The 17,455-nt window shown below is 35.2% G+C and carries 15 protein-coding genes; 1 reads left to right on the forward strand and 14 read right to left on the reverse strand.

Translation table 11 applies throughout. The annotated features are described in order from the left end of the window. Positions 1 to 13: 13 nt before the first annotated feature. The 9 genes from QYS47_RS15445 to QYS47_RS15485 form a co-directional block, all read right to left on the reverse strand. Positions 14 to 1,105, reverse strand: coding sequence for an ImmA/IrrE family metallo-endopeptidase (locus QYS47_RS15445; RefSeq protein ID WP_322347034.1), 1,092 nt, complete (start codon positions 1,103 to 1,105; stop codon positions 14 to 16). 16 nt (positions 1,106 to 1,121) lie between these two features. Continuing rightward, positions 1,122 to 1,451, reverse strand: coding sequence for a type II toxin-antitoxin system RelE/ParE family toxin (locus tag QYS47_RS15450; protein ID WP_322347035.1), 330 nt, complete (start codon positions 1,449 to 1,451; stop codon positions 1,122 to 1,124). A gap of 238 nt (positions 1,452 to 1,689) precedes the next feature. Next, complete coding sequence (locus tag QYS47_RS15455; RefSeq protein WP_322347036.1) at positions 1,690 to 2,433, reverse strand: hypothetical protein; 744 nt, start codon at positions 2,431 to 2,433, stop codon at positions 1,690 to 1,692. Next, complete coding sequence (locus QYS47_RS15460) at positions 2,399 to 3,526, reverse strand: putative phage abortive infection protein (RefSeq protein WP_322347037.1); 1,128 nt, start codon at positions 3,524 to 3,526, stop codon at positions 2,399 to 2,401. The genes QYS47_RS15455 and QYS47_RS15460 overlap by 35 nt, the downstream gene beginning before the upstream one ends. Before the next feature lie 16 nt (positions 3,527 to 3,542). Beyond that, positions 3,543 to 6,413: a type I restriction endonuclease subunit R gene (locus QYS47_RS15465; RefSeq protein ID WP_322347038.1), complete on the reverse strand. Its 2,871-nt coding sequence runs from the start codon at positions 6,411 to 6,413 to the stop codon at positions 3,543 to 3,545. Continuing rightward, positions 6,410 to 7,315, reverse strand: a complete 906-nt coding sequence (locus QYS47_RS15470) for an Abi family protein (RefSeq protein ID WP_322347039.1) — start codon at positions 7,313 to 7,315, stop codon at positions 6,410 to 6,412. The genes QYS47_RS15465 and QYS47_RS15470 overlap by 4 nt, the downstream gene beginning before the upstream one ends. Positions 7,316 to 7,560: 245 nt before the next feature. Beyond that, entirely contained in the window at positions 7,561 to 8,391 is an 831-nt protein-coding gene (locus QYS47_RS15475; protein WP_322347040.1) for a hypothetical protein, read from the reverse strand. A gap of 1 nt (position 8,392) precedes the next feature. Then, positions 8,393 to 9,589: a restriction endonuclease subunit S gene (locus QYS47_RS15480; protein WP_322347041.1), complete on the reverse strand. Its 1,197-nt coding sequence runs from the start codon at positions 9,587 to 9,589 to the stop codon at positions 8,393 to 8,395. A 2-nt stretch (positions 9,590 to 9,591) separates the two neighbouring features. Further along, positions 9,592 to 11,151 carry a type I restriction-modification system subunit M gene (locus tag QYS47_RS15485; protein WP_322347042.1) on the reverse strand — a complete coding sequence of 520 codons (1,560 nt, stop codon included), beginning with the start codon at positions 11,149 to 11,151 and terminating at the stop codon, positions 9,592 to 9,594. A 361-nt stretch (positions 11,152 to 11,512) separates the two neighbouring features. Here QYS47_RS15485 and QYS47_RS15490 point away from each other — a divergent pair, with 361 nt between their 5' ends. Further along, the gene (locus QYS47_RS15490) at positions 11,513 to 11,908 is read left to right on the forward strand and encodes a GxxExxY protein (RefSeq protein ID WP_322347043.1); all 396 of its coding nucleotides are present in this window, start codon (positions 11,513 to 11,515) and stop codon (positions 11,906 to 11,908) included. Positions 11,909 to 12,154: 246 nt separating this feature from the next. Here the strand turns inward: QYS47_RS15490 and QYS47_RS15495 are convergent, their stop codons facing one another. From QYS47_RS15495 to QYS47_RS15515, 5 genes are all read right to left on the reverse strand, one after another. After that, entirely contained in the window at positions 12,155 to 14,290 is a 2,136-nt protein-coding gene (locus tag QYS47_RS15495; RefSeq protein WP_322347044.1) for a prolyl oligopeptidase family serine peptidase, read from the reverse strand. Between the two features lie 103 nt (positions 14,291 to 14,393). After that, positions 14,394 to 14,741 (reverse strand): hypothetical protein, encoded by a 348-nt coding sequence (locus QYS47_RS15500; protein ID WP_302123145.1) that lies wholly within the window; start codon positions 14,739 to 14,741, stop codon positions 14,394 to 14,396. 36 nt (positions 14,742 to 14,777) lie between these two features. Continuing rightward, entirely contained in the window at positions 14,778 to 15,113 is a 336-nt protein-coding gene (locus tag QYS47_RS15505; protein ID WP_302123144.1) for a hypothetical protein, read from the reverse strand. Positions 15,114 to 15,438: 325 nt separating this feature from the next. After that, on the reverse strand, positions 15,439 to 16,431 hold the full coding sequence (locus tag QYS47_RS15510) for a hypothetical protein (RefSeq protein ID WP_322347045.1): 993 nt from the start codon (positions 16,429 to 16,431) through the stop codon (positions 15,439 to 15,441). Then, positions 16,412 to 17,410, reverse strand: a complete 999-nt coding sequence (locus QYS47_RS15515; protein ID WP_322347046.1) for a hypothetical protein — start codon at positions 17,408 to 17,410, stop codon at positions 16,412 to 16,414. The genes QYS47_RS15510 and QYS47_RS15515 overlap by 20 nt, the downstream gene beginning before the upstream one ends. Between the last annotated feature and the right edge of the window lie 45 nt (positions 17,411 to 17,455).

A 17,455-nucleotide genomic window follows, 5' to 3' on the forward strand; every position in this document is an offset into this window, starting at 1 on the left:
TATTTCTTTTTTATTAAAACAACTCTATATTCTCTTTATACTCATTAAACTGGCTAAAGTGAATCACTTTTTCATGTTGTAGCCTTCCAATAATAATCCCCGGATGCATTTCAATTTCATTGGCAAATCTTTCTAAATCTTCTGTAGATTGTACCTCCTCCATCATTCTAGAATAGTTCGCTCTAGGGATTAATTGGTCTGCAGCAAACTGATCTGCTTCTGCTTCCTTTTCCAAATCTGTATTGTCTGTATCTAAACCATCTAGGAATATCTCTTTCTTACCATGCAATAAAATGTGGCCAGCTTCATGGAAGAAAGTAAACCAAAATCTGTCATTTGTTTTATAGCGATCGGATAATTGAATTAAAGGATTATCTCCCTCCCATTTAGTGGCTCCGCTAATTGCGGCTTTTGGAAGTTTTGGTGTATACACCAAATGGACACCAGATTCTCTACACAATTTAATTAATTGTTGTGCGAAATCACTAGGCTGTTGAAACGCTAAGTTTCTAGCTTCTTTCAGTGCAGCTCTAAATTTACTTTTGTTGAATTCAGTCAGTTTTTCTTTTTGGGCTTCAAGTTGTCCTTTGCGTAACCAAACCGATAAAGCTTGAGGAGAAGAAGTATGTGCTAAAGATGCTCTGAATGCCACCGCCACTTCTTTTTCCTGCACATAAATATGATTCCATCTTTCGGGACTGTTAACCCCAAAATACTTTAATAATTCATCGCATAATATTGATTTGTCTTGAGTATCTGACAACCAGCCAAATTTCTTCATTTCTTTGACAGGAAATGATTTTAACCAATCTTTACATTGCTCCAAAAATTCTTCAGCCTCTATATCGGCTAATTGTTCTCGATATTCCCTTTCTCTATTAAGCCAAAATGATTTAGGAATTCCTAAAACTCGCTCGAGACCTATTGCAGTAGTCATGGTTAAAGGTTCATTACCCTTAATTAAAGAGTTGATTTTCTCTTTAGGTCTATCCATTCTTTCTGCCAATTCTTTTTGGCTCATCCCAATGCCATCTATAGTTTCTTGAATATCGTCTCCAGGAGGTGTGAGTTGTTCTCTGCGTAATTTCAATACATCATTCATCATTGAAATAGTTAAGTGCTTAATGGTAATCTGTTATCTCTTGAACTTCTATGATGGTAACTGACTCCCAATCCAGTCCACCACTTTTATTTTCTGGGATCGGATCATGATCAGGTTTAAATATCAGTCGATAATTACCTGATACATCCACAGCCAAACAGCCTTTATAATTTTCCTTTAGCTCATGACAGCCACCCGGTAGTGTTTTCATCACCGCCAGATTATCGGCAGCCTTCAACATTTTCAATCGCTGATTAATCTTTCTAGCCAGCTGACCATAATGTTTATTGAGCTGCTTGGGGTCAGTCAATTGCTTTTGTAATTTTTTGGTTTTGTAGTTTATTAACAATGCAAATGTAATAAAAGTTAACGAAAAAAGGTAATTATTTTTAATATTTAGTTTTACTGTTCTTTTAATTCAAATAAAACTTATAATTCTACTTAATCAAACTCATTAGATAATCTAAGTCAGTATCTGGAACCACCAATGCGTCAAAATGCCCCAAATCCTAATGGCAAATATTGAAAACATCTGCAAAGAGTTGTTTATGGTCATCCAACTTCTTACACTTTTTCAAATAGTAAATTTAACTTCGTGACCTCTTAGGTGAAGCAAATTTAATTAACGGACCTGAGTAAGTAGGAACCACCTCAGGTTTCCCTAATGACCAATTATTTTCTTGCCGAAATACTTGCTGATGATATCTGACTTGTTCTGAGTCAGTATAAATAATAGAAATGTTATCATCTTCTGATAATGAATCAATTTGAAAACTTATTGGACCAAGCACCGCATCTTCTTCTAGAAGTCTACTATTAGTCACTCCATTAACCGAATATGCTCTACTGTTCGAGACATTAATATCTTTAAAAGAAATAGGTCCAATCATCACTTTTAAGGAAAACAAGTACCCTCTCACAGATTTTTCAAAATCTATTATTTTAAATTGAGGCAATATTTTATCAGCATGAATAATTTTATTAAGCCTTACCATCTCATTATGTGCTTTAGCGCTAGATTCAAGTTGCTTGCGGTTTTCACGTAATTCCTCACGTTGTAAACGTAATTCTTGTGTTTGTAATAAAGAAGTGTAGATCAAAAGAGAAAAGGCTAATGCTGAAAAGAGCGCATTTACCATTCCAAAACTGTCACCAACTTGGCCAGGTTCTTGAGCAAAATACAAAACAATAAACGTTGTCGCCCAAATTGTAAATACTGCTATTATTGATATTACTAAAATTCTACCAATTCTTAATTGTCCGTTTTCGCCTTTTATAAAACTCATATTAAAATCCTTATTCCAACCACTCAAATAATTTAACCAGTTCATTTTCTATTTCCTTTTTGCTATTACCTCTGTTTTCCAACTCTCTAGCAAATTTATCTTTTGGACTTACCCCAAACTGAGTTAAATTAAATGGTAGGTTTTTAATAATTCGCCAATTGAGAAAATAACTTATCAGTGACCCGTCTTTATTTCTACTTTTAATTTTGTCGTCACCCCACCAAACATTCCCAGCTTTAAAGAAACTATTAAAATAAATCATAGCTTGTTCATGATTAGAAAGCTGAGCCCTCAAGGTTTTAATGTATTCATACTTAATTTTCTGATCTTCTTCTAAATCATCAGAAAAAGGAGGCGCTAATACAACGAATTTTATGGTTTGATAAAGATGTCTAAAATAATGGCCTAGTTTCGATGCATGCCCCATCATGGGATTATATTTCGCATCCCATATTTCAATCTGGGTTCCCTTATTTGGAATTCTGGCGCTTATATGACCTGCTTCTTTTTTTTCAGTATGCACTTTATTATTACAGTATTCTATTACTTCCTCAAAAAATTTATCATCCTTGCTTTCGTATATCAAACTACCTTCTTCTAAATCCCCTACTCCAAAAAAGAAAATTGTATAAGCAATTTTCATGTAGTAATCTTCATTATCGTTAACTGCTTTGCCTTTCTCTTCCCAATTTTCTCTAATAGCATTGACAATAAAATAGATAAATCTAAATTCTACATACATCTTAATAAAAGCCTTCCTACCTTTATAGTTATTTCGAATCTCTACTTCATTTATGTTCTCTTTATGTAATCTTAACATTTCATAGAACTTATTTTCAAATCGCTCACGTTGAAATTGCTTCGTGATTTTTTGATTGGCATCATATTGAGCAATAAAAGCTAAAAAGGTAGTTATTACCGCTAATCCACCCATTAATGGTGCGAAAATGCCATTGATAGTATCTCCAAGACTACCAGAAGTTGAAAAAGCATCTTTGGTACTTGTAATAGTCTCTTCAGAAAGACCATGAATAGAAATTATCGATACTATATAGACAACACATAAGAAGATTAATATAGGACCTGCAACCCTTAATGCAATTTTGATTAAATATTGTGTTGTAAAATCCTTGTTCATATTTTCAAAATTTAGATTAAGCCCTCATCCCTTCCACAAACACCTGCACAAATTCTTTCATTTTGGTGATGATTCGCTCGCCTATGGTTCGGGCTTGTAAAACACTAGGTCGATCGTCAAGGCATTCAAAAACTTCATCTCTCAAGGGTTCCTGCTCACTATAGATGTAGGCATCGATCAAGGCTTTGAATTGCTGTTGGTCTAAATTCTCTTCATCACATAATTCCTTTAGAGCCATTATTCGCTCATTTTCCCAAAAGCTCTCAAATTCATCTGCAATTTTATCTGTGTCTTCTATCTTAGGAAGATGCTCATCTATGAATTTCTCTATCAATTCTCGCTTAGAACGTAGCTCGATCTCCCCTCCCATTAAATCCATGATATGCTTTTTCTGAGCGGCTCTTTCACTTTCCTTCGACTCCTTATATTTTGCCAATAGCTTGAGGATGTAACTCACATTGATTTCATCTCTATGGATAAGCTCCAATTCGAAATCGACATCATTTAAAATGGATACCTTTTCTTTGGTATGCTCATTTTTGACTTTATCTCTTAGATCTAGGTATTTACTGGTATAATCAAGAAACTCCTGCTCTGTCAGCGGCATATCTTCCCAGTCAAAGTCAGTATATGAGCCTAGCACATTCTTTATCCGCATTAAGGAACGGAAAGCCTGCACAAAGGCCAATTCATCTTCTTCGGTCAATAAATCATCTACACTTTCCACGCTTGGCGTAACTGCTTTCAATTCCTCAAAAGCATTATAAAATTGATTGACTACCTTCTCATAATCAGGCATTAATATCTCTTCCTTGGCCTCTTTATTGGAGAATAAAGTAATTGCCTCATCGGTGGACTTCTTTAGATTTCTGAAGGATAAAATATTTCCCTGCGACTTGGTGTCATTAATGATGCGATTGGTACGCGAGAAAGCTTGAATCAATCCATGATATTTCAGATTCTTGTCAACATATAAGCTATTGACCATCTTGGCATCAAAACCTGTCAAAAACATGTTTACCACTAAAAGAATATCCAGACGATCTTTATCTTGAAAACTTTCCTTTTCTCTTTCCTTCAGCCGCTTAGATAGGTCTTCATAATAATTCTGAAATTGTTGACTGTCTTTGGTAGTAAAGCCCGTCTGATAGAGTGCATTGTAATCTTTGATGAAAGACTCCAGCTTATCTCTTGTGTGGCTATTTTGATACTGTGCCTGTGGCTCCGCTGCCATGGGTAGATCATCACCCGGCAACATTCCTGAGGCATCATCATCTTCCTCATTAGCAGCATAAGAAAATATAGTAGCCACTCTTAAATCGTGCTTACCCTCTTCCCGTTTCTTACGGAATAGCTCGTAATATTTTATCAAATTGGGAATACTACTCACCGCCATGATAGAGGAGAACATGCGGTTGTGGGTTTTGACATCATGATAATCAATAAGATAATCCACAATCTTTTCCAGTCTCACTTCAGAATCAATGACCTCTTTACGATCAATATCTTCTACTTCAATATCCAAAAGCGTTCTTCCCTTCTGCTTATATTTGCCTACATATTCAATTCCGAATTTGAGGACATTCTGATCGCGAATAGCATCTGTAATCACATACTTATGCAAACATTCATCAAATAAATCTTTGGTGGTCCTCTTGCCTAATTCATTTTTAGCAGCATTATCAGCAAAAATTGGAGTACCCGTAAATCCGAAGAGCTGACTATTGGGAAAAAATTCTACAATCCGCTGGTGCGTCTCTCCGAACTGAGAGCGATGACACTCATCAAAAATAAAAACTACCTTTTTATCTCTTAAACTGCTCAATTGCTTTTCATAATGCTTTTTACCTATGGCATTATTTAGTTTTTGCAAAGTAGTTAATACCAGCTTGGATTGCTCATTAAATTGCCTCACCAATGAAGCCGTATTCTTGGTGACGTCCACACTATCCTTCTTGAAGCTATTAAACTCCTTCATGGTTTGGTAATCCAGGTCTTTACGGTCCACCACAAAGACTACCTTTTCCACAGAAGGAATATCCATAATGATTTGGCTAGCCTTAAAGGAAGTCAAGGTTTTGCCTGAACCTGTAGTATGCCAAATATAGCCATTGCTATTGGTATCTTTTACCCTTTTTATTAGGGCTTCCACCGCATAATACTGATATGGTCGCAAGGCCATCATGATCTTATTCGACTCGCTCATCACTATGTAGTGCCCAATCATTTTTGCCAAATGAGAAGGCGCTAAAAAGCTATCGGTAAATTTGTCTAATGGCTTAATGTTACGGTTCTGTTCATCCGCCCAAAAGAAAGTTTGCTTAAAAGATTGCAGTCGGTTGTTAGCCAGGTACTTAGTATTAACTCCATTACTGATAACAAAAAGCTGCACATATTGAAAGAGCCCATGATTACTCCAAAAAGAATGGCGCTGGTAGCGATTAATTTGGTTGAAGGCTTCCTTCATTTCCAAACCTCTCCGCTTGAGCTCAATCTGTACCAAAGGTAGACCGTTAATGAGTAGCGTCACATCATAGCGGTTTTTATAACTTCCTTCTTGAGTGATTTGGTGGGTAACTTGAAATAAGTTGCGATCGAGTTGCTCGGAATCAAAGAATTGAATGTAAACAGCTTCTCCATCCTCGCGCTTGAAAGCAAAACGATCTCTTAGGGTTTTCGCTTTTTCAAAAACGTTTCCTTTTCCTAAATGATTGAGAATCTGGTCAAATTCTTGGCTAGAGAGTTTAACATCATTAAAAGCTTCCAGCTGCGCTTTTAGGTTTTGCGTAAGCGCTTGCCCATCCGTAATGGCAACTTTCTTATAACCCAGTGAGTTTAATTGATCAATTAATTCTTGCTCAAGTTGGGCTTCGGATTGTGGACTCATTTCCATAGATCCTCCTTCTCCCAGTTTTCCTTCATTCCTAATGCATTTGGGTCAACACTAGGATATTTTTCAAATAGATTCAAGAGTCTTTTTGTAAAAGTATTTTCTGGAGCTATTATATTTACCATATACTTCATAATACACAAATGAATATATAATCTTTGAAATTCATGTTGCTTTGGCACATCTGCAATCCAAGCTTTGGGTGGTTTCGATAAAAGCTTCACAGTACCAGGAAGATTCTTATTCCATAAACGAGCGTGGTGCGCACAAATATTTCGAATTTGAGCTATGGACTGAAGCCAACTTGGTAAATAGGTATGATTGACCGCTCCGAAATCCTCAGCTATTACATCTTTTGACTTTATCGTATTTTTAAGATTTCCGTATAATTTCGATAAGCCTCCAAAGCTTGTTAACTCTAATGTCTTCCAGGCTGGCGGAAATCTGCAATCATTTTTATATTTTTTCTTATGCTCTTTCATGAAGGTTTCTTTCGACCTTTCCACCTCTTCCTGAAGACTGTAGAGTGTTTTAATTAATGCTTGACTGTCATTAAACAAACTAACATTTTCGAACCACCATGGATCATATTCATGTGATAAGTGATATATTAATTTAGTTCGAAGTGAAATCTCGATTTTTTCTATTACATCAAATACCAAGAGTTTTAACTCTCTATCGAAATTGTATAGATGAATAACATCAGAGAATAGACTACCCTCTTTAAATATGTGTTTCTCTTTATCAGATTGCATTGGCCACCAATAGCCTGCAAGCCTGTAGTAGCTGACATGGGTCAAGTAATGATTAGCTAGATCCTTCTCATCTATTGTAAGTCCTCGCTCTTTCAGGAGTTCAATTTGATCATCGATCGAGTGGGGAGACTTTTTATATTGCATTAAGGATTAAAATAATTGCCTGAAATGCTAATATAATCTTTATTATAAGAAATTGAACGGTAAGAAGAAGGAAATTTATACAGATTAATAGGATGGGCTATAAAAACAAAAGACTCGCCCTGGGACGCTGTTCTACGGGTAGCGTGGCGAGTACTGTTAATACAAAAGTAGTGTATATTATTTGTATATAAAAATATACATTAAATATTTTACAGAAAGCTCCTTATTGAGTCTATTTTTTAACCTTAATCATTATTATCTATTGCTCTCCCAAACCTTCCTTTACCAAAAAGAAAGACATTTTTTAATTGTAATATATAATCCTTCTTTGCTTGCTCTAAAACAAAATCTATATTTTGATCTGTTGCTTTTGGAGCCCAGGGTTTATTCTCCTCTATTTTTTGATAGTCTTGTTTAATTCCGTCAAAAAATCCCCTTTTTAATTCAGGATTTGAATTAATATCCTCATCCCATTTTATAAGAGCTTCATCAAATATCATTTCAACATCCTTATAATAAAACTTGGATTCAAAGTTTTCTCGTGCCTTATATGCCAAAATGAAATCACGTAGTTTAATAAGTTGATCAAAAAAAGGATCAAAATATTCTCCAATTTCTGAAGGACTTATTTTTTTACTTGTGGATAAAAAAGCGCAAAAGGGTGCTTTTTTTGCAGTGTCAATCGTTTTATAAAGAAATCTGCCATAGCAATTGGCCATACTAATATAGAGCTTATTGTCTGCTTCATAGTTTATAGTATAAAGAGGTTCCTGCAACTCAGACCAAGAAACCATATCTCCATTAGCTAAATGAATACCATCCTCAGAACCATGAGACTCAATATGAATCAACAGACCTAAATTCATGTTTGGAATTGTAGATTTCAAGTGATCAAGAAGATTGAGGAGTTCGTCTTTAGATGATAGTTTGATATGATAAGTAATAAGTTTTAAATCTCTTTGAGAGAATTCTGCATATCTCTTGATTATATCATTATACAACTCAGCCCCAGTTTGTCTCTCATCTTTTGGCAAACTCTCAATAACATATATAGTATTTACCGAGGCACTTATCATTCTAAATAAACATCTTTTGCAATAAACCCTTTTTAAACTCCTGAGCCTTTTCAATTTGCTGCCCCACCTTTTCCACCTTCTCATCCAAGGCCGATAAGAAATTGGCTATTTTTTGTTGTTCTAATAATGATGGGAATCTCAGATTGAAATTTATAAAATCAAGATAATGAACTCTTTTCTTTTCTTCCAAACTTCCAGTAGCCATCTTATTGTAGTATTGAATCATATTATAGGAAGTCAAATAAGTCTCAAAATAAAGGTTATTGGCAAACTCATTACAATAAAAGATATTGTAATATTTTGACACAGAAACTACTTTATTTTCTTTATGTCTTGCCAATGCTCCATATCTTAAATTCATAGGATTAAATGCGAAATCGTTTTGCCTCATTACTTTATAGGCCTTCCTGTTGTCTTTTACTAAAAAGCTTCTTTCATATCTATCTGTCTTAGGCACTATTCCATTTTCAATTGTCAGGCTATAAAGCGGGAGTTCCTTATCAGGATATTCCGATCTTTCCTGTAAAAAATGGCCCAACTTCTTCTCTTCCCAATCAGGAAAGTCACTGCCATCTTCCTGTTTAAAGCGGATTTCCTGAGCAAAAAGATTTTGCATCATGCCCTTTTTGTATTGCTCCAACAATTCCTTTTTGCGCTGCAGCTGCTGTATTTTTTGATCTACCGCACTTAAGAAATCGGCTATCTTTTGCTGTTCGGGGAAGGAGGGAAAATAAAACTTTAAATTTTTAACAATCTTTGCTGAAAGATTACCTTGGCCACCTTGTAGATATCTAGCAACAATCTTGTTCTCATTATAGCTTAATAAAAGTGCAACGAAATATATATTTAATTCCTCTGTCCTTATGCACAATATGGCTTGATTAATTGCCCCTTTAATTTCGGAAATTGCTACATCACCACTATTCGCTCCGTACAAAGCATATAATAAATCACCCTTCTCTACTAATTTAGCCGAAGAATGTTGCAAGGCTTCTTTAGTTATAAATGATTCTACTTCTTTATGATGAATATTGCCTGAGCCGATAAATGGTATATTACCATCGTAGTAGTTTTTATTGCTGCTAGTGGGCGTTCCTCCTGAAAAAAAAGTGCAAGATTCATTTAATCTCTTTTTTACCCATCTTTCGTTAAACTCCTTAAACCTTAATTCAGGCACTTTCTTTTCTGCTTCACTCATGATTAAAAAGGGCTTTCAATTCCTAACTCCTTGCAATAGTCCGCTATGCTTTGGTCGGTGCTTTGCATATCCTTTTCCAAATTTTTTAGTTCTTTAGCAATAGCTTGTATGTCCACCGGCTCTTCTTCTTCAAAGGTATCTACATAGCGGGGTATGTTCAAGTTATAGTCGTTCTCGGCTATTTCTTCCAAGCTAGCTACATAGCTGTATTTGTCTTCTACTTTTCTTTCTCGGTAAGTACTGATTAGCTTATCCAGATCTTCTTCCCTTAGATAATTCTGTGTTTTCACCTTTTCAAAATGCTGGCTGGCATCAATAAAAAGCACATCATTTGTATGCTCTCTCTTTTTCTTTAACACCAATATCGATGTAGGAATACTGGTGCCGTAGAATATATTGGCAGGCAGTCCTATCACTGCATCAAGGTAATTCATTTCCTTTATCAGATATTCTCTGATATGTCCTTCCGCTGCTCCTCTAAATAAAACGCCATGTGGTAGCACGCAAGCCATGGTTCCGTCTTCTGAAAGCTGGTGCACCATATGCTGTACAAAGGCAAAATCGGCTTTACTACTGGGTGCCAGCTTCCCATAAGAAGAGAAGCGATCGTCATTGATCACAGCATCCGGGTTCCATTTAGCTGAAAAAGGAGGATTTGCCACAATGGCTTCGAAGCGTTCGTCTTCATGCTGTGGCTGCTCTAAGGTATTTTCATTTTTAATATCGAACCTACGGTAATGCACATCATGCATGATCATATTCATGCGGCACAAGTTGTAGGTGGTAGGATTCATTTCCTGTCCGTAAAACTTCCCTACTTCTGTTACTTCTTTAGAAACCCTTAACAATAGAGAGCCTGAACCACAGGTGGGGTCGTATACACTTTTCAATTTCTCTTTGCCTGTGGTCACAATGGCCGCTAAGAGCTTACTCACTTGTTGAGGGGTATAAAACTCTCCAGCCTTCTTCCCTGCCCCACTGGCAAATTGTCCAATAAGGTATTCATAGGCATCACCCAATACGTCTGAATCACTGTCCTCCAATTTAAAATCGATCTGATCTAAGCGATTCATCACTTTTACGATCAGCTCGTTTTTTGCATTAGGCGTTTTACCCAGCTTACTACTGGTCAGGTCAAGGTCTTCAAAGAGGTTATCAAAGTCTTCCTCACTATCAGTACCCATTGTACTCTGTGCAATGTTATTGAGCACCTTATCCAGATCATCCAAAATGAACTTGGTCTTGCCTTCTGCATTCCCTCTTTCCGCAAGCTTATGAAATAACTCTGAAGGCTTAAGGAAATATCCCAAAGCTTCTAAAGATTCTGCTTTGATGGCTTCCAGGTATTGCTGTCCTAAATCGGTTTCTTCATCGATATCATCATAGGTAAGCTTATCTGGCGCTAGAATTTTGTTAGCGTAAAGCTCCATTTTACGACTTAGGTATTTATAAAAAATGAAGCCTAAGATGTAATCCCGGAAATCATCGGCATCCATTTTCCCTCTCAGGTCATTGGCAATATTCCACAGTTGCTGTTCAAGCTTTTGTTTTTCTTCGGTCATGGTCTTTGATTAGGCTAAGGATGGTAAAAATCCAAATGCAGGCTCTAATTTAAGGGAAAAAGCTTGTAGAGAAAGCTAAAGGAGGATAAAAAGTTGGGTAGTAAATAATTCGATATTCTTTAAGGATCATTGCAGGTGACTATTTGTCAATTACCGATTTCTTAAATTTTCACAAAACTCTAAGGAGAACTCTCAAGCTTTCCTATTAATTCTTTTTGAATTTAAAAAGATAGGCAATTACTTCACATTGTCTTGAACAGGATTTAAAAGGATTATAGGATGGACAGGATTTTTAAAAACGAGATAGATATATTTACGGATTACACAAATAGTCTCGAATAGGATTAAAATAGATTAGAAGATGGACAGGAATTTTAAGAATGAAATAGATTTACTGACGCATAAGATTATTGGATGTGCAATGGAGGTTCATAACTCTTTGGGTAATGGTTTCCAAGAGGTCATATACCAGAGAGCGTTGGCGATAGAGTTTTCAACACAAAAATTGGATTTCAAAAGAGAATTAGAAATGGAATTGCATTACAAAGGTGAAAATATTGGCACTAGAAGAGTAGATTTTTATGTGGAAAACAAAGTTATGGTAGAAATAAAGGCTCTTGAAAAATTAGAAGGAGTGCATAAAGCACAGGCAATTAACTACTGTGAAGCCTATAATATAGCAGATGGGCTGCTAATTAATTTTGGAAGTCAATCCTTACAATTTCATCGTGTATATAATAGAAAATTAAAGCAATAGTAAATCTTGAACATCCTGAAATCAAAAAAATCATGTTCAAGACTATTTACTGGATTAAGGCTTTTCAAAAAAACTCTGACCGCCCTTTTATAGACAGCCAGAGTCTTTAAAGTCCTTTCTTTAGCATTTACATTAAAAAAATAGCTTAAAACCTGTCAGGTTTTCATTGGCAACTCATTGTGAAAAATAGTTCCATATCCACTATGAAGTTTCTGGAAACCTGACAGGTTTTGAGATCAACTTATCTTACATCTCATCTTTAAAAGGCTGCACGCCCATATTATACCAAGCGAATGAATATTTATCCGCTATTCCATCGATGATTTTATCGGTTGGCTTTCCTGCTCCGTGGCCTGCATTGGTTTCAATTCGAATTAAAACCGGGCTATCGCCTGCATGCTTTTCTTGTAGCTCTGCGGCAAATTTAAATGAATGCGCAGGTACCACTCTATCGTCATGATCAGCTGTAGTAACCATTGTAGCTGGGTAGTCCACTCCTTCTTTCACATTATGCACTGGAGAATATCCTAATAAGTATTCAAACATCTCTTTGCTGTCTTCTGAAGTACCATAATCATAAGCCCAACCAGCACCGGCTGTGAAAGTATGGTATCTTAACATATCCATTACGCCTACAGCAGGGAAGGCAACTTTCATTAAATTAGGACGCTGAGTCATGGTAGCTCCAACTAATAAACCACCATTCGAGCCACCTGAAATGGCTAACTTATCAGAACTGGTATAGCCTTCTTCAATTAAGTATTCAGCTGCTGCGATAAAGTCATCAAATACATTTTGCTTTTGCATTTTTGTACCCGCTTTGTGCCATTCTTCTCCATATTCTCCTCCTCCTCTTAAGTTAGGTTGCGCGTAGATTCCGCCATTTTCTAACCATACCAAACGGGCAACGCTAAAGCTTGGTCTTAAACTCACATTAAAACCACCGTAAGCATAAAGCTCGGTTGGGTTTTTACCGTTTTTCTCCATTCCTTTTTTATAGGTGATGAACATCGGGATTTTTGTTCCGTCCTTACTTTCGTAAAATACTTGCTCGGTTTCGTAATCTTCCGGATTGAAATCTATTTCTGGTTTCCAGTACAATTCTGAAGTTCCTTCCTCAATATCATATTCAAAAATGGCGGAAGGATAAGTGAAAGAGGTAAAGCTATAATACAGTTTTTCATCTTCTTTCTCCGCACCAAAACCACCGGCTGATCCAATGCCTGGCAATTCTACCTGACGAACTTTATTGCCTTCATAATCAAATTGATGCACTTCAGTTTTCACATCTACCATATAATTGGCGAAAATATAACCGCCAGCAGTACTCACATTTAATACATTTTCCGTTTCTGGGATGACATCTTTATAATTCTCCGTAGAAGGATTATTGACATCTACTTCCACCAATCTTCTATTCGGTGCATCGAGATTGGTTTCAATCAAAAGGCGATCGCCATCATTATCTAAGACCCCATGTTCGCTATCAAAACCTGTAGCAATAGGCACAATAGGGTTATTCCAATCGGATAAATCCTTTACATATAATTCATTACCGCTAGTGCTTACAGAGGCTGAAATGAAAAGAAAACGCTCATCATCGCTTACATAGCCGCCAATGTATCGTCTAGGGGTTTCGCTTCCGCCAAAGATCAATTCGTCTTCAGACTGAGGTGTATTCAATTTATGGTAATACAATTTATGCTCTTGCGTTTTGGCAGAAAGCTCACTTCCTTCCGGCTTATCATAACTGCTGTAGAAAAAGCCTTCATTGCCTTTCCAGGAGATGCCGCTAAATTTCACATTGCGGATGGTGTCTTCTACTATAGATTTATCTTCAGTATCCATTACAATTACTTTTCGCCAATCAGAACCGCCTTCGGAAATAGAATAAGCCAAGAGGCTTCCATCTTTAGTAAAAGAAGTTCCGGCTAGGGAAGTCGTAGCATCATCAGAGAATGTATTAGGATCTAAGAAGACTTCCTCTTCTCCATCTAATCCTTTTTTGCGATATACTACCCACTGATTTTGTAGGCCATCGTTTTTGTAGGTGTAATAATAATCTCCATGCTTACGAGGTGACCCTTCTTTGGCATAATTCCAAAGCTCAGTTAATCTCGCTTCAATTTTATCCCTGAAAGGAATATTATTCAAATAGCCAAAAGTCACTTCATTTTGTGCTTCTACCCATTCGGCTGTTTGCTCCGATCGGTCGTCTTCTAACCAACGGTAAGGATCTGGAACCTCAGTCCCAAAATAGGTATCTACAGTATCAACCTTTACGGTTTCTGGATAAGAATTAATCTCCATTTTCTCCTTTTTTTCTTCACTATTGCAGGCAAATATTGCCAAAGCAAGTGGAAAAGCCCATATTTTTTTCATAGTTGTAGCATTTAAATTTGAACTAAAATAAGGGCTTTTCGGGAGAAAATCAGCAGATTTATAAAAGCGGTGGAAGTTGGGGATGGTGGGTTTTAATAGATAATTAATTCATTTCGATTAAAACTGAATCTTTTTGTATCTCTATTTCAAAACTTCTATTTAACGAAGCTCCATTTGTATAGTAGCCGAAACACTTTTGATGTTTAAGTTCGCCTTTATTATAAACTTCTAATTGATAGCAACCATCACCTATTACTGTAGTGTCAAATCTAATGGAACCAGCATGTCTGCTATCAATTTTAACATTTCTGAATACTGTTTGATTGGCCTCAGATACAAAAATTAATGCACTGTCATAATCAATATCCGATCTATTAATTAAGACCACATCTGGTTCATTCTTAATGCAGCTCACTAGCAATAAAGTAAATAGTATTAGAACTGTTCTCATATCTTTTCAATTCGCATTTAGGATTCGGAAAAAATATTACAAGCTAAAGCTTAGCTCTATTGAACCATTTTTGGCTCGGTATGGATCAATAGTATATTTAACGACTTTTTTACCGTAGTAGTCACCATTAATTAAGGTGTCTATAGTGCCAGTAAGTACTATATCATAATATCCATCCCTTTTTATCTTAATGGAATCATTAACATAGCCTTTAGCTTGAATAGTCCAACTTACATAGGTTTTGTCCTCATACGGGATCAATTCTACCTCCTGAGGAGAGTCGAAATCAGAAAATGTGATGTCAGCTTCGTCTGTAGTTGGACTGCAAGATATAAATGCGAAGGAAATAAATAGTATGATAGACTTTTTCATCGCTCATTGATTTGTGGGTATCATTTCCGAATTTGACGTTGCTTCACCAAAAGAACCATTTTGTAAGTGAGATAATCTTCTCAAATCTCCCTAAGAAATTGCGATTGAATAATCTCTTCAAAAGAGAAATAATTCTGTAGAAAATCATAACTTTTATAAAAGCGGTGGAAGATGGGGATGGTGGCTATTATTTATTTAATTCTTGAGCATATCTACTGTTATTCAAGAAAATTCATATACCCTTTTAAAATAAATTTAAAAACAGACTCCAAACCTAAACATAATTAGCAATTTATTTTGTAAATACCTTGATACAAAGACTGTACTAATTTCCTAAAAAAAGAGGGCTTCTCATTTTGTACATCATATTCCTATTCTTATTTTTTATCGATTGAGTAACAATTGCATAAAGGTATTGATTCGATATATTTACTTTAAAAACTCTTCCTTTCGGTAGTTTATTAGATAAGTCGATGACTTTATCTTTATCAAAATACATCAATTTATACACACGATTTTCGGTTTCTTTATTAGCGAATAAACTATAAAACACAATGTGCCCATTCTCAAAATGGAATAACTCTGATGAAGCAATCTGATAATCTTCAACATTTGGTAAATCCGGAACTTTGAAAGAATTAAAGTTTAGTTCCTTGTCGAACTGATAAAGTTCTTTATTGTAGATGTCTATTATAGACATATTACTTTCTGATACACTGGCAGAAAAAGGGAAAATAACATCGAATGTGTGTTTTCCATCTATTTTATAGTTGATCACTTCTTTATTATCAATAAATACGCTTTGTTCACTATATTTTCTTCTATCTACCTGACTAAAGCTTACTAAATGAGATTGGAAGTAAAATCTTTCTGAGTCCTGATTTCCTTTACCTATATTTTCGCAGTTAACTGGATATACCACTTCATTATCTATTCTAAAGAATAATAACCCAGGCTCATAATCCAATGAACAAAAATCATTTTTATAAAAAAATAAAGGCTTAAAACTAAATAACTGTTTGTCATAATCATAAAATAAAGAAAGTTCTGCTGGTGCACATTTTACTGCAATGCTATCGAGATGTAAATTTTCTTTACTTAATAATATAATATAGGCTATAGAATTTCCAGGCTCTGTGGTTACAATCACTTTTTGATGACCATAAGTGATCATATCATGGATAGTTCCTTGATCATTGCCATAGATTAACTCGAAATCAGTAATAAATAAATCATCATCTATCGATTGTGCTTTCGAATGATTAGCCAGTATTATAAGCAAAAGCGTAAATACAATATTACTGAATATTGATCTCATATAAATATATTTTCTCGGAGTTAAAATCATTGGTGATCAGTGTGTCTTGTAAAACAGATAAATTTACAGCTGCATTTGGAAGTTTTATAGAATTAAGAAAAAGCATATCTTTATTAAATACACTAATTGTATTTCTATAATTTTTCAATATCACTTCTTCATCTGATAAATCTTGACCTATTTCGTTAAAGTCTAATTCCCTAATGATAAAAACTAAACTATCATTAAACAAATAGCTATCATAGGCTTGATAATATGGGGGCTTCACAACACTTTCATCTAAAAAGAAATCCATATCACCGCTAAACGGTAGAAGATCGGTCTTGATTGTATTGTATGCTTTATCAATTAGAAAATACTCTCCGTACCAATCGAATATTAATAAAAATCTACTATTACTGATATTAATTAATTTATGAGAGTAGTACATTCTTTCTTCAATATATTTAGATTCTACTTCTAGTTGTTTTACTAACTCGATTGAGGTGGCAGTTCTAGAAAAATCAAAACTGTACAGAGAAAAATGTTCATCTTCTTCATTGAATCCTGCAGTTAAAAAGCCACCATTCCATTTGATGACACTGTAGGCCATATCTAAACTAAAAGGGTATTTACCTAGCAGCTTCAGACTTTCGTCAAAGACAACTACAACATTAGGGCCAATTATAAATACATATTCATCAGTGATAGAGTGTGAATAAATATTGAGAATTTCATTAGGTGCTTCTCCTTTTTTAATCAAAGTCTTATTAAAAGAAAAATCAGAATTTAATGCAATAATAGACTCATTGAAAGGATCTTGGTATATCAAATATTTTTTAAATCGTTGAGGAGCTGTCCTGAATGCTGTTTGCATGTCAGGAATATTTAACTCTATATCTTTTAGCAATTTAATGTCAATTAAGCCCTTTTCAGTATTAGATTTTTTAGGATTGCAAGAAATAACGGCAATTACGAGCAACACAAGATATTTAGACAAATTATTCATTTTAAGGACAATAGAAAAGACGAGATTTCACTCGTC

Origin of the sequence: Marivirga arenosa, from assembly GCF_030503875.2 — a bacterium.
Taxonomy (GTDB): Bacteria; Bacteroidota; Bacteroidia; order Cytophagales; family Cyclobacteriaceae; genus Marivirga; species Marivirga arenosa.